This window comes from Comamonas guangdongensis, assembly GCF_041079535.1.
GTDB classification, from domain to species: Bacteria; Pseudomonadota; Gammaproteobacteria; order Burkholderiales; family Burkholderiaceae_C; genus Comamonas; species Comamonas guangdongensis.
The window spans coordinates 1-23999 of record NZ_JBFYGN010000002.1; the positions used below are offsets into that span (position 1 = coordinate 1).

Annotated in this window: 24 protein-coding genes; 11 read left to right on the plus strand and 13 right to left on the minus strand. The window is 63.5% G+C overall.

All coding sequences use genetic code 11. The annotated features are described in order from the left end of the window. Positions 1 to 500: 500 nt before the first annotated feature. The 3 genes from AB6724_RS01480 to AB6724_RS01490 form a co-directional block, all read right to left on the minus strand. Positions 501 to 1802 (minus strand): RES family NAD+ phosphorylase, encoded by a 1302-nt coding sequence (locus tag AB6724_RS01480; protein ID WP_369337010.1) that lies wholly within the window; start codon positions 1800 to 1802, stop codon positions 501 to 503. Between the two features lie 686 nt (positions 1803 to 2488). Beyond that, positions 2489 to 4102, minus strand: coding sequence for an FAD-dependent monooxygenase (locus tag AB6724_RS01485; protein WP_369336732.1), 1614 nt, complete (start codon positions 4100 to 4102; stop codon positions 2489 to 2491). Between the two features lie 30 nt (positions 4103 to 4132). Next, positions 4133 to 5125 carry a Bug family tripartite tricarboxylate transporter substrate binding protein gene (locus AB6724_RS01490; protein WP_369336733.1) on the minus strand — a complete coding sequence of 331 codons (993 nt, stop codon included), beginning with the start codon at positions 5123 to 5125 and terminating at the stop codon, positions 4133 to 4135. Between the two features lie 68 nt (positions 5126 to 5193). Here AB6724_RS01490 and AB6724_RS01495 point away from each other — a divergent pair, with 68 nt between their 5' ends. Both AB6724_RS01495 and AB6724_RS01500 read left to right on the plus strand, forming a co-directional pair. Then, a complete protein-coding gene (locus tag AB6724_RS01495) occupies positions 5194 to 6123 on the plus strand; it encodes a LysR family transcriptional regulator (protein ID WP_369336734.1) in 930 nt (309 codons plus the stop codon). A gap of 157 nt (positions 6124 to 6280) precedes the next feature. Next, positions 6281 to 6847: a PadR family transcriptional regulator gene (locus AB6724_RS01500; protein WP_369336735.1), complete on the plus strand. Its 567-nt coding sequence runs from the start codon at positions 6281 to 6283 to the stop codon at positions 6845 to 6847. Here AB6724_RS01500 and AB6724_RS01505 read toward each other — a convergent pair. From AB6724_RS01505 to AB6724_RS01515, 3 genes are all read right to left on the minus strand, one after another. Further along, on the minus strand, positions 6837 to 7277 hold the full coding sequence (locus AB6724_RS01505) for a nuclear transport factor 2 family protein (RefSeq protein WP_369336736.1): 441 nt from the start codon (positions 7275 to 7277) through the stop codon (positions 6837 to 6839). The genes AB6724_RS01500 and AB6724_RS01505 overlap by 11 nt on opposite strands. A 24-nt stretch (positions 7278 to 7301) precedes the next feature. Beyond that, entirely contained in the window at positions 7302 to 9323 is a 2022-nt protein-coding gene (locus AB6724_RS01510) for an oxidoreductase (RefSeq protein ID WP_369336737.1), read from the minus strand. A 165-nt stretch (positions 9324 to 9488) separates the two neighbouring features. After that, positions 9489 to 9704, minus strand: a complete 216-nt coding sequence (locus tag AB6724_RS01515; protein WP_369336738.1) for a hypothetical protein — start codon at positions 9702 to 9704, stop codon at positions 9489 to 9491. Positions 9705 to 9850: 146 nt separating this feature from the next. Here AB6724_RS01515 and AB6724_RS01520 point away from each other — a divergent pair, with 146 nt between their 5' ends. The 4 genes from AB6724_RS01520 to cutA all read left to right on the plus strand — a co-directional run bounded on the left by AB6724_RS01520 (position 9851) and on the right by cutA (position 12659). Beyond that, on the plus strand, positions 9851 to 10396 hold the full coding sequence (locus AB6724_RS01520; protein WP_369336739.1) for a MarR family winged helix-turn-helix transcriptional regulator: 546 nt from the start codon (positions 9851 to 9853) through the stop codon (positions 10394 to 10396). Positions 10397 to 10461: 65 nt separating this feature from the next. Beyond that, positions 10462 to 11208 carry a class II aldolase/adducin family protein gene (locus tag AB6724_RS01525; protein ID WP_369336740.1) on the plus strand — a complete coding sequence of 249 codons (747 nt, stop codon included), beginning with the start codon at positions 10462 to 10464 and terminating at the stop codon, positions 11206 to 11208. Between the two features lie 13 nt (positions 11209 to 11221). Further along, positions 11222 to 12226 carry a 2-dehydropantoate 2-reductase gene (locus AB6724_RS01530; protein WP_369336741.1) on the plus strand — a complete coding sequence of 335 codons (1005 nt, stop codon included), beginning with the start codon at positions 11222 to 11224 and terminating at the stop codon, positions 12224 to 12226. A gap of 79 nt (positions 12227 to 12305) precedes the next feature. Beyond that, positions 12306 to 12659 (plus strand): divalent-cation tolerance protein CutA, encoded by a 354-nt coding sequence (cutA, locus tag AB6724_RS01535; RefSeq protein ID WP_369336742.1) that lies wholly within the window; start codon positions 12306 to 12308, stop codon positions 12657 to 12659. A gap of 102 nt (positions 12660 to 12761) precedes the next feature. On the opposite strand, the gene ftsY is transcribed toward cutA, so the two are convergent. Then, a complete protein-coding gene (gene ftsY / locus AB6724_RS01540; RefSeq protein WP_369336743.1) occupies positions 12762 to 13919 on the minus strand; it encodes a signal recognition particle-docking protein FtsY in 1158 nt (385 codons plus the stop codon). A 64-nt stretch (positions 13920 to 13983) separates the two neighbouring features. Between ftsY and AB6724_RS01545 the strand changes: the two genes are divergently transcribed. From AB6724_RS01545 to coaD, 4 genes are all read left to right on the plus strand, one after another. After that, positions 13984 to 15411: a M16 family metallopeptidase gene (locus AB6724_RS01545; RefSeq protein ID WP_369336744.1), complete on the plus strand. Its 1428-nt coding sequence runs from the start codon at positions 13984 to 13986 to the stop codon at positions 15409 to 15411. Between the two features lie 173 nt (positions 15412 to 15584). Beyond that, complete coding sequence (locus tag AB6724_RS01550; RefSeq protein ID WP_369336745.1) at positions 15585 to 16937, plus strand: M16 family metallopeptidase; 1353 nt, start codon at positions 15585 to 15587, stop codon at positions 16935 to 16937. Then, the gene (gene rsmD, locus AB6724_RS01555) at positions 16934 to 17644 is read left to right on the plus strand and encodes a 16S rRNA (guanine(966)-N(2))-methyltransferase RsmD (protein WP_369336746.1); all 711 of its coding nucleotides are present in this window, start codon (positions 16934 to 16936) and stop codon (positions 17642 to 17644) included. Before AB6724_RS01550 ends, rsmD begins: the two co-directional genes overlap by 4 nt. Positions 17645 to 17790: 146 nt before the next feature. After that, positions 17791 to 18285 (plus strand): pantetheine-phosphate adenylyltransferase, encoded by a 495-nt coding sequence (coaD, locus tag AB6724_RS01560; RefSeq protein WP_369336747.1) that lies wholly within the window; start codon positions 17791 to 17793, stop codon positions 18283 to 18285. 3 nt (positions 18286 to 18288) lie between these two features. On the opposite strand, the gene AB6724_RS01565 is transcribed toward coaD, so the two are convergent. From AB6724_RS01565 to AB6724_RS01580, 4 genes are all read right to left on the minus strand, one after another. Further along, complete coding sequence (locus tag AB6724_RS01565) at positions 18289 to 19344, minus strand: zinc-binding metallopeptidase family protein (RefSeq protein ID WP_369336748.1); 1056 nt, start codon at positions 19342 to 19344, stop codon at positions 18289 to 18291. Positions 19345 to 19436: 92 nt separating this feature from the next. Next, positions 19437 to 19757: a BON domain-containing protein gene (locus tag AB6724_RS01570; RefSeq protein WP_369336749.1), complete on the minus strand. Its 321-nt coding sequence runs from the start codon at positions 19755 to 19757 to the stop codon at positions 19437 to 19439. A gap of 73 nt (positions 19758 to 19830) precedes the next feature. Further along, entirely contained in the window at positions 19831 to 20304 is a 474-nt protein-coding gene (locus AB6724_RS01575; RefSeq protein WP_369336750.1) for a hypothetical protein, read from the minus strand. Positions 20305 to 20526: 222 nt separating this feature from the next. Continuing rightward, on the minus strand, positions 20527 to 21876 hold the full coding sequence (locus tag AB6724_RS01580) for a CHASE3 domain-containing protein (RefSeq protein WP_369337011.1): 1350 nt from the start codon (positions 21874 to 21876) through the stop codon (positions 20527 to 20529). A 132-nt stretch (positions 21877 to 22008) separates the two neighbouring features. Between AB6724_RS01580 and AB6724_RS01585 the strand changes: the two genes are divergently transcribed. After that, positions 22009 to 22641 carry a response regulator gene (locus AB6724_RS01585; protein ID WP_369336751.1) on the plus strand — a complete coding sequence of 211 codons (633 nt, stop codon included), beginning with the start codon at positions 22009 to 22011 and terminating at the stop codon, positions 22639 to 22641. A gap of 45 nt (positions 22642 to 22686) precedes the next feature. Here the strand turns inward: AB6724_RS01585 and AB6724_RS01590 are convergent, their stop codons facing one another. Together AB6724_RS01590 and AB6724_RS01595 are read right to left on the minus strand one after the other, a co-directional pair. Continuing rightward, positions 22687 to 23067 (minus strand): response regulator, encoded by a 381-nt coding sequence (locus AB6724_RS01590; protein WP_369336752.1) that lies wholly within the window; start codon positions 23065 to 23067, stop codon positions 22687 to 22689. A 111-nt stretch (positions 23068 to 23178) separates the two neighbouring features. Further along, entirely contained in the window at positions 23179 to 23946 is a 768-nt protein-coding gene (locus tag AB6724_RS01595) for a HesA/MoeB/ThiF family protein (protein ID WP_369336753.1), read from the minus strand. Positions 23947 to 23999 lie beyond the last annotated feature (53 nt).

Here is a 23999-nt window from a genome sequence, read left to right on the forward strand (position 1 = left end):
GGCATCACCCCCAAACAGCGGCTGGCCATGGCTGCATAGCTCTACTTCTCGGGGCTATGGATTCTGGGGGGATTACCGCAGGAGCTGATACCCATGCCGCCTCGCACGATGCGCGTCTCATGCTGCGCATTCGAGTTCTGCAGGGTTTGTGCCGCTAAGGGGCGTCAGGTGGTTTTTGGAGGGCTACCAAGTCGCAGACCCGGTGTTGAGCAAGTCAATTTGCTCATGCGTTCGCAACAATGTTTGTCGCGCATACCCAGCTAGATCTCAATCACTTTGGGCTGTTGCAGCCTCGGGCCAGATGTCGGCAACTGCCCACTGCGTGTACCGGCAACATTGAGCATCTGTACCAAATGCTCGATATCAGTGCGCCGACAGCTTCGATCAAGGAATGATCGTCCTTGGTTGCCGAAGCTGCTCCCTGTCAGGCTCCTTTTGAGCCATAAGCCGTCACCGAGCTCTATCTGGCCAATGACTGCAGAGGTCAATACCAGAACGGACTAACCGTAGTGGCGATCATTTAGGGAGGCAACACCTTCCACTGTATGAGGCTTGCTGCAATAGCGCACCGCTGATATGTCGTGTATGACAATCGAGTCCCGCATCAGCGACAGCGCCGAATGCACCTCACGTTGCCCATGCCACGATGTGTCCCGGCTGATGAAATGTATGGAAGGACGGAACCAGCGGCCCGGACCTTCCTCTTCGTATTCCCACAGAGAGATCTCAGCAGTGTTGTCGTCTCCATCAGAGCTGCTCACATCACAAGCTTTGCGGAACAAGACGACGTTGTCGCCAGCCGGTGGCTCATCTGGTATGCGGCTTTGGGCGGATGGATAGATGATGCCGTCTATATTCAACGTAGCATGGGCAGCCAGATAGTCCGCAACTGCCTGTGTGACAAGGTAGTCCCGATCCTGTTGTTCGGGGACCACTGGCGCTGATAAGCGGTCACCCAAAGTCCTTAAGAAATCGCGCCGCTGCGCAGCCAAGAGGGTATCTGGATCAAACAAACTGGCATCTTGGCGCAGCTCGACGGTAGCCAGTCGCCGAAGATCTAATAGGCGCAGCGGCCGAATCACCTCAAACGCCGCCAATGCGATCCGGCTACCCACGGGCGGTCGCACCTCGGCAATACATATTTCAGGGTGGGTGGCGCCGTAGAACGCTGGTTGGCCCTGCCCGTTCATTCGTCCAGCAGCTCCGAGACCTACCGCCGGCGAGCCTAGAAAACGCTCTGGCCAACGTAGCGCGGAAAGCAGCGCGCCCTCGTTTTGGAACACTCTGCCCCGGTAGAGCGTCTTCAACGAGGTGCCGGGACCAGCTTCAAGGACAACCGAACGCCCCTCCTTGTCTCGGTCATTGGTGATCTCCCCAAAGATCATGTCGAGCAACGCCAGCGCCTTGGGATTGAAGTAGCGCACCTCACTGCGCAGGCTCTCTTCCATCTCTCGCCAAGAGTAACCGAGTGGCTCGGCCATCGATTGCTTGAGGACAAACCAAGGATCGTCATCGCCATAGCGAGACTGTCCTGAACCCTCGTCGTACCAAAGATTGCTCAGATGTTCCACTACAACATTGACTGCACCCTGCGGTATGCCGGTCAGCTCCGAAATCGTTGTCTGCAAGTCATTTCCAGCCGGAGTCCGCCTGAAATGAATCACCGCCACCGTGTTGCTGGATTCCTCGAAAAACGTATCGATCACTTTTTCGCATAGCTGAGCTACCACCAAAAGGTCTGCTGCCGGTGCATCGACATCGCAGTACTCGCAAGAATTATCAGACGTTGCAGCGTCTTGCACCAAACACCGCAGGTGTGGCTCCCCAACACAATCAGCACATATATAGCTCATACGGCCCCCCCAAAACAGTTCGCCAAGATCATCATTTGATAGAACTATGACATGCCTTGGCGACATACCGTGGTCGCTACATAGACGACATACCGAACTGTAATTTGAGCAGCCGCCTCGGGTCGCTTGCTGCCCTTCAAGAAGGCTAAAAGACGACCCTGAACGAAAATTCACTTGCTCCAGCGAAGCTCGCCGTCCAGCTTCGTATCTGCAATCTTCCAGCCGTCCTGTGTACGTACCTAGCTGTCTCTGAAATGCATGGACCTCCACGACTGACTTGCATCAGCTTGGCTCCTTCTGCGCGGTTTTCGGAAAATACAAAACTGAGTGAGAAAAATTTCGGAAAGTACAACACTCAATGAGAAGCGAGTACAAAACTCGCCTCTTCACCGTGCGGTAAGTCATTGATTGCTTGTGGCCTGGAGTACAACGCTCAGTGAGAATCGACAGCTTTGTGCCCGCAGTATTTGGCAACATTGCGCATCCCGGGCCGAACCGCCCCCGAGGCAGCCGCTGCTGTCGGTTGTTGCCCAAGCGGGTGAAGAATGTAAGGAATTGCCTGCAGACACCGGGGAAGCGTTGCGCCGCCCCGTGTCTGCGATTGCCTTCTCGGATGGCGAGCAGGCTTTCGGCCCTCAGGCCACCATCCGGAGTAGCCGCGACACATCCTCCGCTGGCCGGAATTTGTCGTTGTCGGCCCAGGCCACGAATGCGTCCGGGCGCACCAGAATCAGGTCGGATCCATAGCGCGTGAATTCTTGGGTTCTTGCCGTCTCGACAAGTTTCAGAGGGAGTCTCATGGATTGAGCGGCCCGCCGGAACAACTCAATCGTGTGCGCCGGGACGTCGGCCGCCAGCAGCGTATAGCCCGCGCCAAAGTGCTCGAACACATTGCTGCCGTCGCTGAGCGTGGCCGGAGCCAGATGGTGGCCGGCGCGTGCGGTGAACACATGCGAGCCTTTGGCGCTGCATTGGCTGTCAGCCGCGGGCCCGGCCACTATGGGCGAACCCGCATAGTTGGGCTCGAAGGCATGAACCTCGCCGACCGCGCCGGCGGCCCGCTGGTTCCAGGCGGCCTCAAAGGCGGCCGGGTCTTCTTCGGGGTCGAAGCTGTCCAGGAAGCGGTGATCGGTGTCTATGGATTTCGCAATGAAGTCGTCAATGGTCGAGCGGAACACGGGGCGGCGCTCCAGGTCATAGGAGTCCAGCAGTGTTTCGCTGCCCCAGCCTTCAAGCACGGCTGCGAGCTTCCAGCCCAGGTTGCGCGCGTCTTCCAGGCCCGAGTTCACGCCATAGCCGCCATAGGGGGGATGGCTGTGCGCCGCATCTCCGGTTACAAAGACCCGGCCCGCGCGATAGCTGTCGGCAAGCATGAAGCGCAGGTCCCAGAAGCCTATGTGTTCGAACTCGACGTCGAAAGCTGCGCCGACGGCGTCTTCCAGATAGGCCTTGAAATCGAAGTTGTCGGCCGTGGTTCCGGGCGGGACCGGCGCGTGGAAGAACCAGGTATTGCCGAGGTCGACGCGGCCGAAGAATTTCCAGTAGCCCTTGAGTTCTGGCTGGAGCACGTTGTAGTAGGACTTGCCGGGAAAGCGCTCCAACAGCCTGTGCAGCTCCTGCGAGCGGAATACCAGCAGCACCATGAGTCGGTCGTGATCCGTCCTGGTCTGGGTGATGCCGGCTTGCTGTCTGACGCTGGAGCGTGCGCCATCGCAGCCGACGACGTAGGAGGCGCGCAGCGTTTTGTGGCCGCTGCCGTTCTTTTCGGTGATCGTGACGCAGACGCCGTCGTCCTGCTGCACCAGCGTGTCGAAGCTCCAGCCATACAGGGTCTGGATGGAGGGCAGCTCTGCGGCGCGGGCTCGCAGCACGGCTTCGGTGGCGTACTGAGGCAGGCGTTCGTTGGCGGTGAAGTAATAGGGCTTGACCAGATCGCGCTGGAGCCAGTCGTAGGAATAGGGGCCCAGCAAGCGGTTGTAGGCGGTCAGGCCACCAATCCCGTACTCGGGCGGAATGGTGCGCGCGGCGCGCAGTTGCGGTTCTGCGCCCCAGGCATGGAAGTGCTCCATGGTGCGCTGCGTGAGGTTCTGCCCCTTGGGGATCGGCTGCGGCGTGGCATAGCGTTCGACCACGATGCAGCGAATGCCTCGCTGCCCCAATTCGATCGCCAGGCCCATGCCCACGGGGCCTCCGCCCACGATGATCACGTCTGCGTCTCGGCTTGGTTCTTGTGCTGGATTGACTTGCATGCTTACTCGGTTTGCGGGTTTTGGGGCGGCTTATTCGGCACTGATGCCCTGGGATTTGATGAGGCTGCCCCAGCGCTTGGCATCCGAGCCGATCAGGGCCTGGAAGGCCTGGGGTGTGCTGTATTGCGGCGTCATGCCCTGCGACTCGAAGGCCTTGGCCACATCGGGCTGGGCGAGCATGGTTTTCAGGGCGTCGTTGATGCTGCGCACGAACTCCGGCGGCAGTCCCTTGGGGCCCAGCAGGCCGTACCACATGTCCACATTCATGTCGCCCAGGTTCAGTGTCTTGAGCGGCGGGACGGCGGGCAGCAGAGGGGAGGGGGAGTCCGAGCTGATGGCGATGGCGCGCAGTTTTCCGGCCTTGATGTGCTGCAGCGCGACGTGAATGGGCAGGAACATCAGGTCTATCTGTCCGCCCAGCAGGTCGGTCAGGGCCGGAGCCGTGCCCCGATAGCTGACATGCGTGAGCGACATCCGGGTTTTGCTCTTGAGCAGTTCCATCGCCAGGTGGTGCGGCGTACCTGCGCCGGGAGAGCCGTAGTTCAGCACGCCGGGATTCTTCTGGGCGTAGTCGATGAGCTCCCTGAGGTCCGTAATCCTGGATTGCGCGCCGGTAACCAGCACCAGCTGGCCCACGCTGGTCTGGCTGATGGCGGGGAGATCGCGGACCGGGCTATAGCCCATCTTCGGGTACAGCTCGGTGTTCATCACCAGGGTGTTGACGGTGACCAGCAAGGTGCTGCCATCGGGGGCGGAGCGCACGACTTCCAGCGTGCCGATGTTGCCCGAGGCACCGGGCTTGTTGTCCACGATGAACGGCCGCTGAAAGCGCTCGGCGAGCTTGGGGGCCAGGACGCGGGCTATCAGATCGATCCCGGTGCCGGGCGTGAACGGCACGACAAGGCGCACCGGAGCTTGCGGGTTGGCCAGAGCGGGCAGGCCGAAGCTGCTGGCGCTGGCGGCCAGGGTGAGCAGGGCCCGGCGGCGATTGATGGACAGCACTGCTGCGGACGTTTTAGCCATGGTGTCTTCTTGTTTTCTGTGCTGCAATTGCAACGCGTCCATTGATTTGAATCAAACGGGAATTTTTGGTGAATTCATCAGTAAAGCTGATTAATGTCGGCAGTCGCCAACTGCAGGCCTTCCTGGAGATATGCAAGTGCGGCAGTTTTGCCGCCGCGGCCGAGAGGGTCCATCTCTCGCCTTCGGGGGTCAGCATGCTGGTCAAGGAGCTGGAGCGCCAGCTCGGGGTCAGGCTGTTCGAGCGCACCACGCGTGCGGTGGCGCTGACCGAGGCCGGCCGGGTGCTGCAGCCTCATGCGGAAAAAGTGGTGGCAGAGCTGCGCCAGCTCGGCCTGGCTTTGCAGGGAAGCTCTGCGGCGGTCCGCTCCACCTTGACGATTGCCGCCACGCCCGTCATCGCGACCTGCCTGCTGCCCAAGGTGGTGGCGGAGTTTGCCCGGCAGCATCCCGATGTGCGCATCCAGGTCATGGATGGAAGCCTGGATACCGTGCGCCAGGCGGTACTCGATGGTCAAGCCAATATGGGAATCGCATTCTTTGTGAAGCCGGCTGCAGGCGTGCTCAGAGAGCCGGTATGCAGATTCAGGCTGATGAGCATAGGCCCGGGGGAGAAGCGGCGCGACCAGAGGGTTCTGAGCCGCTCGTGGAAATCCCTCGATGGTCTGCCCATGATCGCCCTGCCGATCCAGAACCCGATTCAGGCCTTGATCGATGCGCACCTGCCCAATGCCAGGGCCAGCCAGGAGGAGCGTGCCGAAATGAACTTTCTGGGCACCATGATCGCCATGGTGAAGGCCGGGCTAGGCAATGCCGTCGTGCCGTCCTTCATGATGGAGGAGTGCCGGCAGCATGGATTGAGCATTGCGCTGCTGACGGATCCGCCGGTGCATCTGAACATGTATGTCGCATTGCGAAGAGGCACGGACCGCCAGACGGCCGAGACTCAGTTCATTGCGGCGCTCAAGGCCCATATCGGTTCTTCGGATGGCCTGGACTGAGGCGTACTGGCGGTTTTCCCCGTCCTGCTGCCACATTGACTAGCAAGAACCGGGTCAGGAAATTTTTTGGAAAGCACAAATTCCTCGTCCTGGGCCGGCTGCACTCAGGCCATGCCCTTATATTCGGCTTGATTGCTGACTGTTGAACGACTGGCCTATGTCTTTGCCTCATGCTTTGCTGACCGCGCTGCTGGAGCGTCCATGCTCGGGGTCCGAGCTGGCCAAGCGCTTTGACCGTTCCATAGGGCATTTCTGGCATGCCACCCACCAGCAGATCTACCGGGAACTGGCGCGGCTGGAGGAGGCGCACTGGATCGAGGCCCTGCCCGGGGAAGAGGCGGCCAGGGGGCGCAAGCGCACCTACTGCGTATTGCCGGCCGGCCGCCAGGAGCTCAAGCGCTGGGTGGCGCAGGAGAGCGATCCGCAGTGGCTGCGCGACGAGCTGATGGTGCGCCTGCGTGCCGAAGCCATCGTCGGCCCCACGGAACTCAGGCGCGATATCGAGCGCCGGCTGCGGCTGCATGCACAGAAGCTGGCCCATTACCAGGAGCTGGAGCGGCGCGACTTTCCGGGGCCGGACCGGGATCGCGCCACGGCGCTGCAGCATTTTGTGCTGTCCGCAGGCATACGCCATGAGTCCTACTGGATGGAAGTCCTGCAGCAGGCGCTGGAGCTGCTGGCGGAACCCGCCGGCGCGTCGGCGGAGGCGGGGCTCAGGGCTTGAGCTTGTAGGCGGGCAGTCTGTCCGCCAGGCGGGCGCCCATTTCCGCCCCCAGGGCCTGCAGGCCGCTCAAGGGGCGCACCATGACCTCGAATTCCGTGATCAGCCCCTGGGCATCGAAGCGGATCAGGTCTATGCCCTTGAGATTCTTGTCCCCCACGCGCGCGCTGAACTCCAGCACCAGGTTCAGGCCGTCATCGCTTGCCAGCTGGCGGTGATAGGCAAAGTCTTCGAAGACCTGGATGACGGTGCCTAGCGCCAGGATCAGCGCCGGAGCCGGCGCATAGGGCGAGTTGGCCATGGGCGAGCGGAACACGGCGTCGGGGTGGACGATGGTGTGCAGCCGGCTCAGGTCCCGCTGGGCCACCATCTGGTGCCAGAGCTGCAACGAGCGAGCCACGGCAGGGACCAGGTTGGAGGGCATGTCGCTCATCGGTGTCTCCTGTTTGAGAAAGTTTCAGAGAGCGGCGGCCAGCGTTGTGCCTTGCAGGATCGCGCGCTTGGCGTCCAGCTCGGCCGCCACATCGGCGCCGCCTATCAGGTGCACGCTGCAGCCGGCGGCCAGCAGCGCGTCGTAGAGGTCGCGCCGGGGCTCCTGGCCCGCGCAGATCACGACCTGGTCCACGGGCAGCAGCTGCTGCTTGCCGTCGATGGTGATGTGCAGGCCCTGGTCGTCGATGCGTTCATAGGATACGCCCGAGCTCATGGCCACGCCGCGGGCCTTGAGCGAGCCGCGATGTATCCAGCCCGTGGTCTTGCCCAGCTGATCGCCGATCTTGCTGGTTTTGCGCTGCAGCAGATGCACGCGGCGCGCCGGCGCTTCTACATGTGCGGGGGCCAGGCCGCCGGCCCGGCTGTAGCAGGTATCCACGCCCCATTCCGCAAAGAACTTGGCCGGGGCCAGAGCCGGGCTTTCGCCCTCGTGGGTGAGGAACTCGCCCACATCGAAGCCTATGCCGCCCGCACCGATGATGGCCACATTGCGGCCCACGGGTTTGTCATCGCGCAGCACATCCAGGTAGCTCAGCACCTTGGGGTGGTGTAGGCCCTCGATCTCGGGCTGGCGCGGGCGTATGCCGGTGGCCAGCACGATCTCGTCAAAGCCTGCGTCCACCAGTTGCCGGGCCTCGACCGGCGCGCCCAGCCGCTGCTCCACGCCGTGCAGTTCCAGCTGGCGCCGGTAGTAGCGCAGCATTTCGTGGAACTCTTCCTTGCCCGGCACTTTCTTGGCGATATTGAGCTGGCCGCCGATCTCGTCGGCCGCATCGAACTGCACCACCTCATGCCCGCGCTGGGCGGCGGTGATCGCACAGCTCAGCCCTGCGGGACCGGCTCCCACCACACCCAGGCGCTTGCGCCGCTGCGCGGGACGGATGGGCAGCTCGGTCTCATGGCAGGCGCGGGGATTGACCAGGCAACTGGTGACCTTGCCCGCAAAAGTGTGGTCCAGACAGGCCTGGTTGCAGCCTATGCAGGTATTGATCTCGTCGGTGCGGCCCTGGCGCGCCTTCTGGACGAAACCGGCATCGGCCAGCAGCGGCCGGGCCATGGACACCATGTCGCAAAAGCCGTCGGCCAGCAGCTGCTCGGCCACTTCTGGGGTGTTGATGCGGTTGGAGGTGATCAGCGGAATGCGCACCTGGCCCATCAGCTGCCTGGTCACCCAGGCATAGGCCGCGCGCGGCACCTTGGTGGCAATCGTGGGGATGCGCGCCTCATGCCAGCCTATGCCGGTGTTCAGAATCGTGGCGCCCGCGGATTCGATGTCCTGCGCGAGCTCGATGACCTCGGCCAGGGTGGAGCCGCCTTCGACCAGGTCCAGCATGGACAGGCGGTAGATGATGATGAAGTCGGGACCCACGCGCTCGCGCACGCGGCGCACGATTTCGACGGGAAAGCGCTTGCGGTTTGCATAGCTGCCGCCCCAGATATCGTCGCGATGATTGGTGCGCGCGGCAATGAATTCGTTGATCAGATAGCCTTCCGAGCCCATGATCTCCACGCCGTCATAGCCGGCGAACCGGGCCAGGGCCGCGCAGTGCACAAAGTCCCCGATCGTCTGCTCCACCTCCTCGGGCGTGAGCGCATGCGGGCGAAAGGCGTTGATCGGCGCCTGCAGCGCGCTGGGCGCCACCAGTTGGGGGTGAAAGGCATAACGGCCAAAGTGCAGTATCTGCATGGCGATCTTGCCGCCTTCGGCGTGCACGGCCCGGGTGATGGCGCGGTGCTGCTCGGCCTCTTTCTCGCTGGCCAGCATGGCGCCGCCCGGCATGGGGCGGCCGACCTTGTTGGGAGCGATGCCGCCGGTCACTATCAGGCCGACCTCGCCGCGCGCGCGCTCGGCATAAAAAGCGGCCATGCGTTCGAAGCCGTTGGGGACCTCTTCCAGTCCCACATGCATGGAGCCCATGAGCACGCGGTTGCGCAAGGTGGTAAAGCCAAGATCCAGGGGGGCGTTCAGATGCGGGTAGTGGGTCATGGGATGGGATTAATGCAACTGGTTGCATGAATCTATCCGCTACCTATTTGAAATGCAACTGGTTGCATAAAATCCATGGTCACCTTGCAGACAGGCCGGCCTGCTCAAGCGCCCGAGGGCATTGCCGATAGGGCAGACCGCCCTAGGTCGCAAGCCGCATGGCCATCAGCCCAGCAATGCGGCCCTGATGGTCTTGAGGCCGTCGGCGTTGTCCCAGACCCCTTCTTCAAGGGCGTCATGGATGGACTTGTCCAGGGAGGCGCTGAGCCGCTCGCGGATCGGGGCCGAATCGGGGCTGGCATCGAGCACGATGCGCAGCGCGGCGGCGAGTGCGCTGATCTGCGCGGTGAGGTTGATGACGGCGGTGTTGCCGGAGCTCATGGCGATTCCTTGGTTGTGAGTAAGGGGTGCAAGTTTGCTCCGGGTTGATACTGATGTTGATGTATCAACAATAAGCAAAGATGCGCTGACTCGATATCGGGTGGATCACAGCGGACAGGGGTCCCAGGGATTTGCCCAGCCACACCATGAACCGGACTTCGCCGCCATCCCATTCCGCCGCCCAGCAGGAGGTCTGCAGCCAGACCCTGCCGCTGAACGAATTTCTGACCTTCAAGATCGTGGCGCTGGCCAATGCGCTGCAGACCCAGGTAACGCGGCATTACATCGCGCCCGTCACGCCCGTGGGCCTCACGGAATGGCGGCTCATGGGTCTGCTGCACCAGCATGGCGAAACTCATGCGGGAGCGCTGGCGCGCATCAGCCTGATGGACAAGGCGCAGATCAGCCGCAGCCTGCAGCCGCTGATAGACCGCCAATGGGTGCTGCGCCGTGTGGATCCGCAGCATGGCCGCCGCCATCTGCTGAGCCTGAGCGAGCAGGGCCTGGCCAACTTCAACCAGGTGCTGGAGCAGGCCAGACCGTTCCAGGCGGCGCTGCTCAATGCGCTGAGCGCCGAGGAGCGCGCGGCGCTGGACCAGATCATGGGCAAGCTGGTGCGGGCGGCCGCCGTGATCGATGCCGAAGCGACGCGGCGGCGCGGCCCGGACTCCGCGGCGGTACCGGCCGAGTAGTCAGGAAATCGATGCGCGACAGGCGCCTGACGCTCTTGTTTTAATAGAAATGATGGAGACCTCATATGCACCCCGATGAACTGGCCGCGCGCCGCGAACTGGCAGCCTGCTACCGCATCTTCGACATGCTGGGCTGGGACGAGCTGATCTACAACCACATCACCGTGCGCCTGCCCGACAGCGTGAGCGGCGGCGAAAAGCAGTTCCTCATCAACCCTTTCGGCCTGCACTACAGCGAGGTCACGGCCAGCAATCTGGTGCGTATCAATGTGCGCGGTGAGGTGGTCGGGCATTCGGCCCATCCCGTGAATCCGGCGGGCTTTGTGGTGCATGCGGCCATCCACGACGGGCTGGAGGGCGCGCATTGCGTGATGCACACCCACACCACGGCGGGCATGGGCGTGGCCTGTCTTGAAAGCGGGCTCAGCCAAAGCAATTTCTATAGCGCGCAGCTGCATGGCATGGTGGCCTATCACGACTTCGAGGGCATCACCATCCATGCCGATGAGGGCCCGCGCCTGCTGCAAAGCATGGGCCGCTGCCAGGCGGTGATTCTGCGCAACCATGGCCTGCTGAGCTGGGGCCGCAGCCTGCCCCAGGCCCTGGCCGTGCTGTGGGCGCTGCAGCGTGCCTGCGAGGTCCAGCTGGCCACGCTCTCCATGGGTGCGCCGCGCCCGATCAACGAGGCCACGGCCGCGCGCTGCAATGCCGATTCGCTGACCTTCAACGACGACCATGGCGGCCCGCGCGATGTGTTCGAGCATCTGGTGCGGCGCGTGAACCGCATCGACAGCAGCTATCTGGATCTGTGAACAGGATATGGTGATGACGCTGAAAAAAGCATGTATTTATGGCGCCGGCGCGATAGGCGGCTGGCTGGGCGTGGCACTGGCCAAAGCCGGTTGCGAACTCAGCGCCGTGGCGCGCGGCCAGACCCTGGCGGCCCTGCGGCAGGACGGCCTGAGGCTGGCCCATGGCGAGAGCTGCGAAACCGTGGCCGTACGGGCCGAACAGGACCCGGCCGCCCTGGGCGTGCAGGATCTGGTGGTGATTGCCGTCAAGGCGCCGGCCATGCTCGAGGTGGCCAAAAGCCTGGCCCCGCTGATAGGCCCGCAGACCCTGGTGCTCACGGCCATGAACGGCGTGCCCTGGTGGTTTCTGGCCGGCGGCGTGGACCCCGGCCTGCGCGGCCTGCAGCTCCAGAGCGTGGATCCGCAGGGCGAGATTGCGCGCGCCATACCCCTGGCCCAGGTCATGGGCTCCGTGGTGCATGCGAGCTGCTCGCTGGACGGCCCGGGCCTGGTGCGCCGCCACTTCGGCAACAGCATCATCCTGGGCGAGCCCACGGCCCTGCCCGGCGATGCCGCGACGCCGCGCCTGCTGGCGCTGGCCGAGCTGCTGCGTGCGGGGGGACTGGAGGCCAAGGTCTCGGACAATATCCAGCGCGATGCCTGGTACAAGCTCTGGGGCAATATGACCATGAATCCCGTGAGTGCCATCACGGGCGCGACCACGGACCGGATTCTGGGCGACGAGCTGGTGCGCGACTTCATCACCGCCGTGATGCTCGAAGCCAAGGAGATAGGCGCGCGCATAGGCCTGCCGATTGCCGATACGCCCCAGGACCGGCATCAGGTCACGCTCAAGCTCGGCGGCTTCAAAACCTCCATGCTGCAGGATGTGGAGGCCGGCAAGCCGGTGGAGCTGGACGCGCTGGTCGGCGCCGTGCGCGAGATGGGCGCCATGTGCGGCATCGCCACGCCGTTCACCAATGCGCTGCTGGGCTTGACGCGTCTGCGCGCCCAGCAACTGGGCCTCTATCCAGGCTGAAGTCCCGGGTGAAAAGCCTACCCCCGCACGGGTGTAAACGGCAGCAGCGTCCGCGCGGCCCTGGCCTAGACTTGCCGCCATGACCTCCAAAGAACCATCCCCGCAGGCCAATGGCCATTGGGCCACGCTGTGCGTGGTGACGACTACCGTGGCCCATGCCGCAGAGGCGGAAGACCTGGCGCGCGCCCTGGTCACCGCCCAGGTGGCGGCCTGTGTGCAGACGGAACGCATCACCTCCTACTACGAATGGGACGGCGTGCTGCAGGCCACTCCCGAATGGCGGCTGGTCTGCAAGACCCTGCCCGATGTGCTGCCGCGCCTGACCCAGCTGCTGCGCGAGCAGCACAGCTACGAGGTGCCGCAGATCAGCGTGAGCACCGAGCGCTGCCTGGCCGACTATGCGCAGTGGCTCAAGAAGCAGGTCCATGCCTGAATAAAAAAGGAGCGCCTTGCGCGCTCCTTGTTTGCTGTCTGGACTGTTTTGTAGCTGATCTTCTTGTGCAGAAAGCGCTGCCAGCTATCAAAACAATGAAGATCAGGACAGCAGGGCCTGGGCAAATTCCCTGGCGCTGAAGGTTTCGAGGTCCTCGATCTTCTCGCCCACGCCGATGAAATACACGGGGATGGGGCGCTCCTGGGCGATGGCCGCCAGCACGCCGCCCTTGGCCGTGCCGTCGAGCTTGGTCACGATCAGGCCGGTGAGCTGCAGCGCGTCGTCGAAGGCGCGCACCTGGGCCAGGGCGTTCTGGCCGGTATTGCCGTCTATGACCAGCAGCACCTCGTGCGGCGCCGATCCCTCGGCCTTGGCCACCACGCGCTTGATCTTCTTGAGCTCCTCCATCAGATGCAGCTGCGTGGGCAGGCGGCCTGCGGTGTCGACCAGCACCACGTCCTTCTTGCGGGCCTTGCCGGCCGAGACCGCATCGAAGCTCACGGCGGCCGGGTCGCCGCCTTCCTGGCTGATGATCTCCACGGTGTTGCGGTTGGCCCAGACGCCCAGCTGCTCGCGCGCGGCGGCGCGGAAGGTGTCGGCCGCGGCCAGCAGCACGGTCTGGCCCTCGTCGGCCAGATGCTTGGTGAGCTTGCCAATCGACGTGGTCTTGCCCGCGCCGTTGACGCCGGCCACCATGATGACGGTGGGAACATGCTCGCCTATGGTCAGCGGCTTTTCCAGCGGCAGCAGCAGATCGGCCAGCGCATCGGCCAGCAAGGCCTTGACGGCGGCGGGCTCGGTGGTCTTGGTCTCCTTGACGCGGCGCTTCAAGTCGTTGAGCAGATGCTGGGTGGCCTTGACGCCGGTGTCGGCCATCAGCAGCGCGTCCTCCAGCTCTTCATACAGCGCATCGTTGATCTGCGTGCCCGTGAAGACGGTGGCGATGCTGGAGCCGGTCTTGCGCAGGCCGGCCTTGAGCCTCTCCATCCAGCTCTGGCGAGCGTTTTCGGTCTCCGGCTTTGCGGTAGGCTCGGGGGCTGCTACAAAATTCTGAGTGACCGACGAAGTCGCTGGCTCGGGCTTGGCATCTTTGGCCCCAAAAGGCTTGCGCCACCACGATGTGCCGGCGGCGGCCGCTGGCGTATCCTGTGGGCCTGGTCCGGCTGGAGTCGCAGGTACGGGCGCCTGAGCGGCCTCGGCAGCTGGCGCGGTCTCTGCCGCATTGGGCAGATCGGGCTTTTTCTTGAAAAAACTGAACATTGGCGGGTTTTTAGAATCGCATCATTCTATGAAACATGTACGCGCACTCCCTGTACTGGGCTTAATGGCCTGTTTGAGCGCTGGGGCAGCCTTGGCTGCGCCGGGCGCATCGTCTAAACCTGTGCCCGCCGTAGCGGCAGAGGCGGCCGTGCAGCAGTTCACGCTGAAGAACGGCATGCAGCTGATTGTGCAGCCGGACCGGCGCGCGCCCACGGCGGTGCACATGGTCTGGGTGCGCGTGGGCGGCATGGACGAGCTCAGCGGCACCTCGGGCGTGGCCCATGCGCTGGAGCACATGATGTTCAAGGGCAGCAAGAGCGTGAAGCCCGGCGACTTCTCGCGCCGCGTGGCGGCCCTGGGCGGCCAGGAGAACGCCTTCACCTGGCGCGACTACACCGGCTTTTACCAGCAGATTCCGTCCAGCCGCCTGGAGGACGTGATGAAGCTCGAGTCCGACCGCTTTGCCAACAACCAGTGGCCCGATTCCGAGTTCAAGAAAGAGATCGAGGTGATCAAGGAGGAGCGCCGCATGCGTACCGAAGATCAGCCGCGCGCCGTGCTCATGGAGCAGCTGATGGCGGCAACTTTCATGGCCTCTCCGTATCAGCGCCCCGTGGTGGGCTGGATGAACGATCTGGACGCCATGACCCCCGACGACGTGCGTGACTTCCATCGGCGCTGGTATGTGCCCGCCAATGCCGCCGTGGTGGTGGTCGGCGATGTGAACCCGGCTCAGGTGCGCGCCTGGGCCGAGAAGTATTACGGCAGCATTCCCGCGCGCGCCGTGCCGCTGCGCAAGCCGCAGATCGAGCCGCAACAGACGGGCGTGCGCCGCATCGAGGTCAAGCGCCCCGCCGAGCAGGCCTTCGTGGCCATGGCCTACCGCGTGCCCACGCTCAACCATGTGGAAAAGCTGCAGCCCGACGACAAGGACGCGCTGGCGCTGCTGGTGCTGTCGGCCGTGCTCGACGGCTATGACGGAGCGCGCCTGGAGCGCGCCCTGGTGCAGGGCGAAGGCCAGGCCGGCGGCCGCGTGGCGGACAGCGCAGGCAGCTCGGCCAACATCATGGGGCGCGGCCCCAGCCTGTTCATGCTGACCGGCGTGCCCGCCAAGGGCAGAACCGCCGCCGAGGTGGAGGCCGCGCTGCGCGCCCAGGTGCAGAAGATTGCCGAGGAGGGCGTGCAGACCGAGGAGCTGGAGCGCGTCAAGACCCAGTGGATGGCCTCCAATGTCTATGAGCGCGACTCGGTCATGGGCCAGGCCCAGAATCTGGGCAATTACTGGATTCAGGACATGCCGCTGGATGCAGAGGACAAGCTGCTGGCCGAACTCAAGAAGATCAACTCGGACGACGTCAAGGCCGTGGCGGCCAAGTATTTCGGCGACGACCAGCTCACCGTGGGCACGCTGGTGCCCCAGCCTCTGCCGGCAGGCAGCAAGGCCCAGCGTCCCATGTCGGGCAAGGCGGACATGAGCGGCTCGATGCATTGATCTGGATGAAAGCCCCCTGAGGCGCTTTGCGCCTTCCCCCTCTCTCGCTGCGCGGGAGGGGACGACAGCCTCGCTGCGGGAGCGGCGCGGCCGGCATAGGCCCTTGCTTGCCGTCCCTGGTTTCGGGTGCGCCGGTGTGGGTGCAGCGTCGTGGAAAACAGAGGTTGAAACATATGAAGACTACGAAAAAAATAGCTGCTGGCGCTTTGCTGGTCAGCGCTGGAATGGGTTTCTTGACTCAATCCGCCTGGGCCTTGCTGCCCATTGAACACTGGACCCAGCCCAGCGGCGCCCAGGTCTGGCTGGTGCAAAGCCCCGGCATTCCCATGGTGGACGTGCAGCTGGACTTCGATGCCGGCAGCCGCCGTGATCCCGAGAGCCAGGCGGGTCTGGCCGCGGCCGTGGCCATGATGTCTGCCAAGGGCGTCAAGGCCGCGGGCGATGCTCCGGCACTGGACGAAAACGGCCTGGGCCAGGCCTGGGCCGATCTGGGCGCGAGCTTCGGCGCCAGTGCCGGCCGCGACAGCTTCAGCTACGGCCTGCGCTCGCTGACCCAGCCCGAGCTGCTGCAAAAAGCCGTGGCCCTGGCCGCGCGCCAGGTGGCGGCGCCCAGCTGGCCGGACGCCGTGTGGCAGCGCGACCGCGAACGCTGGGCGGCCTCCATCAAGGAGGCCGACACCCGCCCCGGCACCGTGGCCTCCAAGGCCTTCCGCAAGGACGTGTTCGGCGATGTGCCCTATGGCTATCAGACCACGGGCGAGAGCCTGGCCAGGATCGATATCTCGGCCATGCAGGATTTCCACCGCAAGCTGATCGCGGCCTGCCGCGCCAAGATCAGCGTGGTGGGGGCGGTGAGCCGCCAGCAGGCCGACACCCTGGTCAAACAGCTGCTGGGGCCGCTGCAGGCGGCCAATGGCAATGACTGCGCGCCGCTGCCCGAGGTCGCCAAGGTGCGGGATCTGAGCGCGCCCAAGACCGAGAACATCCCGTTCGAGTCGGCCCAGGCCCAGGTGCTGATAGGCCAGCCCGGCATTGCGCGCAACAGCCCGGACTTTCTGGCCGTGATGGTGGGCAACCATATCCTGGGCGGCGGGGGCTTCAGCTCGCGCCTGATGGAGGAGGTGCGTGAAAAGCGCGGCCTGACCTATGGCGTGTCCAGCGATTTCTCGCCGGGGCTGGACCGCGGCGCGTTCGTGATCGGCCTGCAGACCCGCCCCGACCAGGCCGCAGAGGCGCTCAAGGTCTCGCAGGAGGTGCTGCGCAAATTCATAGCCGAAGGCCCGACCGACAAGGAGCTCAAGGCCGCCAAGGACAATCTCATAGGCGGCTTTGCGCTGCGCATAGACAGCAACCGCAAGCTGCTGGGCAATGTGGCCAATATCGCCTGGAACGGTCTGCCGCTCGACTATCTGGAACACTGGACCGAGCGCGTGCAGGCGCTGAGCACCAAGGACGTGAAGGCGGCCATGCAGCGCATGGTTCAGCCCGAGCGCATGGTGACCGTGACCCTGGGAGCCAAGCCATGAGCCGCAGCGCCATCAAGCTCCACACTCCCGCGGGCCGCAAGGCGCTGGACAAGATGATCCACGAGGCCGAGCGCAAGGCGCAGGAGCAGGCGGCGGCCAAGCCCGCGCGCCCCGGCGCCAAGGCCGCGCCCGCGGCCACAGCCAAGCCTGCGGCCATGGGGGCCGGCGAGATCCGCATCATCGGCGGCCAGTGGCGCCGCACGCGCCTGGCCGTGGCGCAAAAGCCCGGCCTGCGCCCCACGCCCGACCGGGTGCGCGAGACCCTGTTCAACTGGCTGGGCCAGGACCTGAGCAACTGGAAATGCGTGGATGCCTTCTCGGGCACGGGCGCGCTGGGTTTCGAAGCGGCTTCGCGCGGCGCGGCCAGCGTGATCATGAACGAGCAGGACGCCGAGCTGGTGCAGCAGCTGCGCCGCTTGCAGCAGCGCCTGGATGCCAAGGCGGTCAAGGTGGTGCGCGGCGACGCGCTGAGCTGCCTGAAGACTGCCTCCGGCCAGGATCTGGTCTTTCTGGACCCCCCGTTTGCGCAGGCCGAGCTGTTCGAGCCCGCCATCCAGGCCGCAGTGGCGGCCTTGAACGAGGGCGGTTTCATCTATCTGGAAGCGCCCGAGGCCTGGACCGAGGAGCGTCTGCTGGAGCTGGGGCTGGAGCTGCACCGCTATCTCAAGGCCGGAGCCGTGCACGCCCATCTGCTGCGAAAGCAGTGATGCTATCGATATGAGAGCTGATGGCGCTGATTCATAAGCGCCATCGGCTCTTTTTCATGTGCAAGCGGGTGTTCTGGCGCCTGAATGCATAATGACTCTTCGCTGCAGCGCAGCCGACCATAAAGACTCGCAGGAGAGAGATAAGCATGAGCCAGAGCGTGATTGCCGTATATCCCGGAACCTTTGATCCCATCACCCTGGGTCATGAAGATGTGGTGCGCCGGGCCTCGCAATTATTCGGCAAGGTCATCGTGGCGGTGGCGGCCGGCCACCACAAGAAAACCCTGTTCACGCTGGACGAGCGCATCGCCATGGTGCGCGAGGCCTGCGCCCGCTACCCGCAGGTGCAGGTGGAGAGCTTCGACGGTCTGCTGCGCGACTTTGTGGTCTCGCGCGGCGCCAAGGCCATGGTGCGCGGCCTGCGCGCCGTGACCGACTTCGACTACGAGTTCCAGCTGGCGGGCATGAACCGCACGCTGATGCCCGAGGTGGAGACCGTGTTCCTGACGCCCAGTGACCGCTACCAGTTCATCAGCTCCACTTTTGTGCGCGAGATCGCCTCGCTCAACGGCGAGGTGGACAAATTCGTCTCGGCGGGAGTGCATGCGCGGTTGATGGCCAAGGTCGGCCGCACGGTCTGAGGTTCAGCCGCTCGCCCGCTGCTGACGGCGGGCGTTCACCACCTCGTGCACAAAGCGCAGCTTGTTCCAGGCCATGGCGGAGATGGTGAACGGATAGGCATCCCCATGCCCCAGGCTGCGGTTGAGGCTGTTGTGCAGCAGGGTCAGCGGCACCCACTGGGCCTGCATGACGGAAAAGTCCGCTGCCGGGGATCCGAAGGGGTCGCGTATCAGCTGCTGGCCGTGGCCGGGGATATCGGGCACCGTGATGCAGGTCGCATAGCTGGCCGCCGTCTCCAGCAGGTCCACCATGTGCAGATAGTGGGCCCAGGTTTCGGCCCAGTCTTCCCAGGGATGGGCCATGGCATAGGCGCTGATGAAGCCCTCGCGCCAGCCGGTGTCCAGCGTATCCCGGTCGTAATGGCGCTGCAGTGCCTGGCCGTAGTCCTGGCCTTCGTAGCCGAACAATGCTCGGAACGGCTCCAGCCAGGCGCTGTTGGCAATCAGCTGATCCCAGTAGAAATGGCCGGACTCATGGCGCAGATGGCCTATCAGCGTGCGGTAGGGCTCGTGCAGGGCCTGGCGCCGCCTGGCGCGCTCGTCGTCGTCGGCCTCCACCACGTTCAGCGTGATCATGCCGCTGGCATGGCCGGTCATCACCGGCGCCGCGCCGGGAATGTCGGCCAGCAGGGCAAAACGGGGCTCGGCGGCCCCATGGCCAAGCGGGTCCAGCAGGCCCAGCCTGGCCAGTGTGTAGTAGAGCCTGCGCTTGGCCACTTCGATCTTGGCCCAGCGCAGCTCGTTGGCAGGGTTGCTGGCATCGGGCAGCCATTCGGTCTGGCGGCAGGAAACGCAGAGCGGATCGGGGTCGTCGGCCGCGACGGCAAAGTTGCACAGGCTGATGTCATGGCGGTGGGCGCAGGCGCGGTAGCGCAGGGCCCCGGCAGAGGCAGTACCGGAAGCCAGGACACCGACGCGCAGCTGATCGGCAAGAAAAGCCTGGGGGGCGCCGCAGTGCACGCATTGCAGGCTTTCGAAATAGATCAGATGACCACAGGCTTCGCAGTTGAAAACTTGCATGGAGTAACTGTAGCGCCGCAGCAGTGCTGGGACATAGGCAAAACAAAGCCAGCTTGAAAGCTGGCTTCGAGGAAAGGCCGCCGGTGAGCGGCTCAGGGGCGGACCACGATGCTGTTGCGCACCTCGCGCACATTCCGGGTGGTGCGCGCGATCTCGGCGGCACGGGCTTTTTCAGCCTCGGACTTGGCAAAGCCGGAGAGCTGGACGGTTCCGTTCAAGGTCTCAACGCTGATGGCCGTGGCCGAGACATTCTTGTCTTCGGCCATTCTGGCCTTGACGGTTGCGGTAATGCCCGCGTCATCCACATAGGAGCCAACGGTCTGCTGCTCGCGGGCCACGGAGCAGGCCGTGGTGCCCAGAACGGCAGTGGCGGCAAGTGCGGCAAAAGCGATGGCGCGAATTATGGATTGCATGGTGTTTCCTTCTGCCTGTGGCATGGGCTATAGGGCTGGCAAGCGCCAAAGCAGGCAGTCCTGCTGGCGGTGCTTATTTCCTGCGCGAGCGTCCCAGGAAGAAGGCAGTGGCAATCGCCGCGCCCGTGGCGGCAGCGATCAGCATGGAGCGGCCGGGCTGCTCGGACACATAGCGTGTGGTTGCATCGGCCGTGGACTGGAACTGGCGGCGCGCGCGGTGGGAGCTGTCGGCCCAGAAATTGATGCTGCGCTCGGCCAGGTCCTGGGCGCGGTTGGCCAGGTTGTCGATGAGCACGCTGTCCGCCTCGTCGTCGGCGGAGCGCAGGTGGCGGCCGGTCTCGTCGATGGCTTCGGAGGCGGTACGGCGCGTGCGGCGGTAGGTCGGCTCGACCGTTTCCTCGGCACCGGCCGTGGCTTCCTTGAAGGATTCGGCAGCGGAATGCTTGGCCGACTGGACCGCGCTGGCGGTGGCGTCCTTGGCCTGCTCGGCCATATCGCGTGCGGCGTCTTCCGCTACTGCCTGGGTATCTTTGTCGTGTTGATTCATTGTTTTGAACTCCCTGAAAACACGCTGCCGCTTGAGGTGACAGCCGTGGTTGGTGGCACAACTTCTGCAAGAGAACTCTGAGGGCCTGATGATGGCGAATCCGCTGTGTTTGCGCAATGCGCGCGAGCGCGACTCAAGGTTACCGAGTGTGGCGCTCCATGGCCCTGCAGGGTTTCCCGGCCTGGTTCATGAAAGCGCTCGGGCGGCAAGGCAGGCTCCTTGTCAGGAGGCCACGGCGGCCAGCGGAATGATGGCGGAGATGGTCGTGCCCTTGCCGGGCTGCGAGGCCACCGTCAGGCGTCCACCCGCGGCTTCCACTCGGTGCTTCATGCCGGCCAGGCCGTGCGAGTTGGGGCGCATGCCGGCCATCTCGAAGCCCTGGCCGTCATCCTGAATCTGCACCGCCACATAGGTGGGGTAGTTGTGAACGGCTACCATCACATGGTTGGCCTTGGCGTACTTGCCGATATTGGTCAGCGATTCCTGCACCACGCGGTAGACGGTGAGCTGTGTGGATTCGGGCAGGTCAACCTGCTCCAGACTGGACTCCACATCGATGCCGCTGTGCTCGCCGAATTCGCGGGTGAGGATTTCCAGCGCCGTGGTCAGGCCCAGATTGGACAGCGAGGAGGGGCGCAGATTCTCGACGATGCGGCGCTTGAGGGCGATGCCGCTGTTGAGCGTTTCCACCAAGTGGTTGATGCGCTCGTTGATCCCCGGGGCGCTGGTGTCGACCTTGGACTTGAGGCGGGCCACATCCAGCTTGGCCGCTGTGAGCAACGAGCCCAGCTCGTCGTGCAGCTCGCGCGCCAGATAGCCGCGCTCGTCCTCGCGCACCTGCTGCAGGTGGGTGGCCAGTTCCGCGAGCGTGGCCGTACGCTCGCGCACCACCTCCTCGAGGCGATTGCGCTCTTCGCGCTGGATTTCATGTTCACGCAGATGGGATTGCTGCAGCGCATAGGCCTGACGCAGATACATGAAAAAGCCCAGAATGCCCATGGCCGTCACGGTGGCAATGCCTATGCGCGACAGGCTCAGCGTCTGTTCTATATCCGCCAGATTGGCCTTGGCCTGCTGATCGGTGCTCTCCAGCAAGGCCTTGCCATAGCCGCGAATGGCATCCATGTTTTCCATGCCCACATCGGTGAACATGACAAAGCGCCAGGCATCGTTGTTGCCTTGGCGATACAGCTTCAGGCTCAGCTCCATCTCGCTGAGCTTGCGGTCCACCTGCCGCGCCAGCGGGGTGAAGGTGGCCAGATCTATGGGGTCCAGCATGAAGATACGGCGCAACTCGTCCATGGTGCCGTTGATGGCCAGCAGCGCGGTGTTATAGGGCTCCAGATAACGGTCTTCGCCCGTGAGCAGATAGCCGCGCAGGCCGGTTTCCGCATCCAGAATCTGCTGCAGCAGCTGGTCGATCTTGGAGCGGGTGTTCTGCGTTTTGGTAAGCGTATCCAGCGCGTTCAGAGAGCGCGTATATCCACCTTCATTAATGCCTATCATCAAGACAGCCGCAACGATCGCGATTGTCAGGCTGACCGCAATTTTGCGGATATGGGTCCAGTGCATCGACATTCCCTCACCTACAAAACAATTACCTGATATTCTGCATAACCGTAGAGCCAGATGATCAACATCATAGTGTGGGTCATGAATGGTGATCGCTCGGGAGACAGAGCAGCTTCATGAAAAGAGGTATGCATGATAAAAGTAGGCATTGTGGATGACCACGCAATCGTGCGTTCTGGCTTGCGCCAGTTTCTTTCCGAACACGTGGACTTGCGCGTGGTCGGTGAAGCCGCCAATGGCAGAGAGGCCATCGATCTGGTCCGTGAACAGGAGATCGATGTTCTGCTGATGGATCTCTCCATGCCGGGGCAAAGCGGCATCGATGCGCTGGCCATGTTGCGGGCCAAAGCTCCCGATATGGGCATCCTGATCCTCAGCGGCTATCCCGAGGAGCACTACGCCATCAATCTGATTCGCCAGGGTGCCAGCGGATATCTGAACAAGGAATGCGACCCTCAGGACATTGCCGAGGCCATACGCACGGTGGCTCTGGGGCGCCGTTATCTGACCCCTGCCGTGGCGGACCTGCTGGCCCAGCAGCTCAACCGCAAGGACGATGTGCCCGCGCACGAGCAATTGTCCGAACGCGAGTTCCAGGTGTTTCTCAAGCTCGCGCGTGGCGAGACCGCGGGAGATATCGCCAAGTCCCTGTCCTTGAGCGTCAAAACCGTGAGTACTTACCGCACCCGGCTCATGGAGAAAATGGGGCTGTCTTCCAATAGCGATCTGACCTATTACGCTTTGAAAAATAGATTGATCGACTAATAAGAAAGGCTTGGATTTCCAAGCCTTTCTTCATTCCCTTCCGGGCTATACCTTGCTGGTATTGAGGTCGATGCAGAAATCCACTAAAGCATCGATTTCATTGGATTTGTCAAAAACTGCGTCTGCCTGCAATTGCAGGCAGCGTTGACGCACATCGACCGAGGAGTAGTTGCTCAGAACCAGCAGTTTCTGCTGGGCCGAGCGCCGCTGAAGCGCGGACACCACGCCGAGGCCATTGCCCTGGCGCAGAAACAGATCCACCACGACCAGGTCCCAGGCATCCATGTTCTGCGTCAGCCATTGCTTTGCCTCGGCCTCGGTTTCCGCCATGCCGACCGCTTCGACGTCGGCCAACTCGGCCAGGGTCGCGATCAGATTCTCCCGGATGGTCGGGTTGTCTTCAACAAAGTAGGTGCGAAGTTTCACGGTGGTTCCAGCGGATGCGGTCAAAAGCCTTTGTGCCAACGTTGTCGCATGAATGTGTCAGTTTGACACATATGTAAACAAGACAGCATGCCGCTGTTCTGCTTTGGATTGCTACTTTATGTAAGCAGTCTGTCGGTTATGGCAGACTGGACAGTCGGAATTTCGGGCTGTGTGCATGGTACTCCACTCCATGCAGCGGGCGTCCAGCATGTGAAGTCGTCCGACAGAAGATTGGCCGAATCCGACAATCAATTTCAGCGCTTCGGCGGCTTGCTGCGTGCCTATCAGGCCGACCAGCGGCGCGAAGACCCCCATGGTGGAGCACTGGACCTCTTCAAACTCGGCCTCCGGCGGGAAAATGCAGGCGTAGCAGGGGCTGTCGGGGAGGCGCGGATCGATGACCATGAGCTGGCCGTCCAGGCGTATGGCCGCACCTTCGATCAGCGCCACGCCGTGGCGCACGCAGGCCGCATTGATGCGCTGCCGGGTCTGATAGTTGTCGGTGCAGTCCAGAACCACGCTGGCCTGGGGCACGAGCCGGTCCAGCAGCTCGACGCTGGCGCGCTCCTGAAGGCAGTGGATCTGCACCCCGGGATTGATGGCATGCACGGCCTCCCGTATGGATTCGACCTTGGGCGCGCCGACACGGGCCGTGGTGTGGGCAATCTGGCGTTGCAGATTGGTCAGGTCCACGGTGTCGTCGTCCACCAGCGTCATGCGGCCTATGCCGGCCGATCCCAGATACAGCGCGGCGGGCGAGCCCAGGCCGCCGGCTCCGATGATGAGCACATGGGCGGCCAGAATGCGTTCCTGGCCTTCGATGCCAATCTCGTCGAGCATGATATGGCGCGAGTAGCGCAGCAGTTGATCGTCGTTCATCTGTAGGGATCCATCACTCCAAGAAAAAAGCCGGGCATGCCCGGCTGATTTGG

Coding starts and splice junctions, on each gene's coding strand:
- rsmD (WP_369336746.1), top strand. CDS start 16,934: ATGAGCCGCAGCGCCATCAAGCTCCACACTCCCGCGGGCCGCAAGGCG.
- AB6724_RS01505 (WP_369336736.1), bottom strand. CDS start 7,277: ATGAGCGACATGCCCTCCAACCTGGTCCCTGCCGTGGCTCGCTCGTTG.
- AB6724_RS01585 (WP_369336751.1), top strand. CDS start 22,009: ATGATAAAAGTAGGCATTGTGGATGACCACGCAATCGTGCGTTCTGGC.
- AB6724_RS01500 (WP_369336735.1), top strand. CDS start 6,281: ATGTCTTTGCCTCATGCTTTGCTGACCGCGCTGCTGGAGCGTCCATGC.
- AB6724_RS01490 (WP_369336733.1), bottom strand. CDS start 5,125: ATGGCTAAAACGTCCGCAGCAGTGCTGTCCATCAATCGCCGCCGGGCC.
- AB6724_RS01570 (WP_369336749.1), bottom strand. CDS start 19,757: ATGCAATCCATAATTCGCGCCATCGCTTTTGCCGCACTTGCCGCCACT.
- ftsY (WP_369336743.1), bottom strand. CDS start 13,919: ATGTTCAGTTTTTTCAAGAAAAAGCCCGATCTGCCCAATGCGGCAGAG.
- AB6724_RS01550 (WP_369336745.1), top strand. CDS start 15,585: ATGAAGACTACGAAAAAAATAGCTGCTGGCGCTTTGCTGGTCAGCGCT.
- AB6724_RS01565 (WP_369336748.1), bottom strand. CDS start 19,344: ATGCAAGTTTTCAACTGCGAAGCCTGTGGTCATCTGATCTATTTCGAA.
- AB6724_RS01485 (WP_369336732.1), bottom strand. CDS start 4,102: ATGCAAGTCAATCCAGCACAAGAACCAAGCCGAGACGCAGACGTGATC.
- AB6724_RS01595 (WP_369336753.1), bottom strand. CDS start 23,946: ATGAACGACGATCAACTGCTGCGCTACTCGCGCCATATCATGCTCGAC.
- cutA (WP_369336742.1), top strand. CDS start 12,306: ATGACCTCCAAAGAACCATCCCCGCAGGCCAATGGCCATTGGGCCACG.
- AB6724_RS01530 (WP_369336741.1), top strand. CDS start 11,222: ATGACGCTGAAAAAAGCATGTATTTATGGCGCCGGCGCGATAGGCGGC.
- AB6724_RS01515 (WP_369336738.1), bottom strand. CDS start 9,704: ATGAGCTCCGGCAACACCGCCGTCATCAACCTCACCGCGCAGATCAGC.
- coaD (WP_369336747.1), top strand. CDS start 17,791: ATGAGCCAGAGCGTGATTGCCGTATATCCCGGAACCTTTGATCCCATC.
- AB6724_RS01510 (WP_369336737.1), bottom strand. CDS start 9,323: ATGACCCACTACCCGCATCTGAACGCCCCCCTGGATCTTGGCTTTACC.
- AB6724_RS01575 (WP_369336750.1), bottom strand. CDS start 20,304: ATGAATCAACACGACAAAGATACCCAGGCAGTAGCGGAAGACGCCGCA.
- AB6724_RS01520 (WP_369336739.1), top strand. CDS start 9,851: ATGAACCGGACTTCGCCGCCATCCCATTCCGCCGCCCAGCAGGAGGTC.
- AB6724_RS01545 (WP_369336744.1), top strand. CDS start 13,984: ATGGCCTGTTTGAGCGCTGGGGCAGCCTTGGCTGCGCCGGGCGCATCG.
- AB6724_RS01525 (WP_369336740.1), top strand. CDS start 10,462: ATGCACCCCGATGAACTGGCCGCGCGCCGCGAACTGGCAGCCTGCTAC.
- AB6724_RS01580 (WP_369337011.1), bottom strand. CDS start 21,876: ATGCACTGGACCCATATCCGCAAAATTGCGGTCAGCCTGACAATCGCG.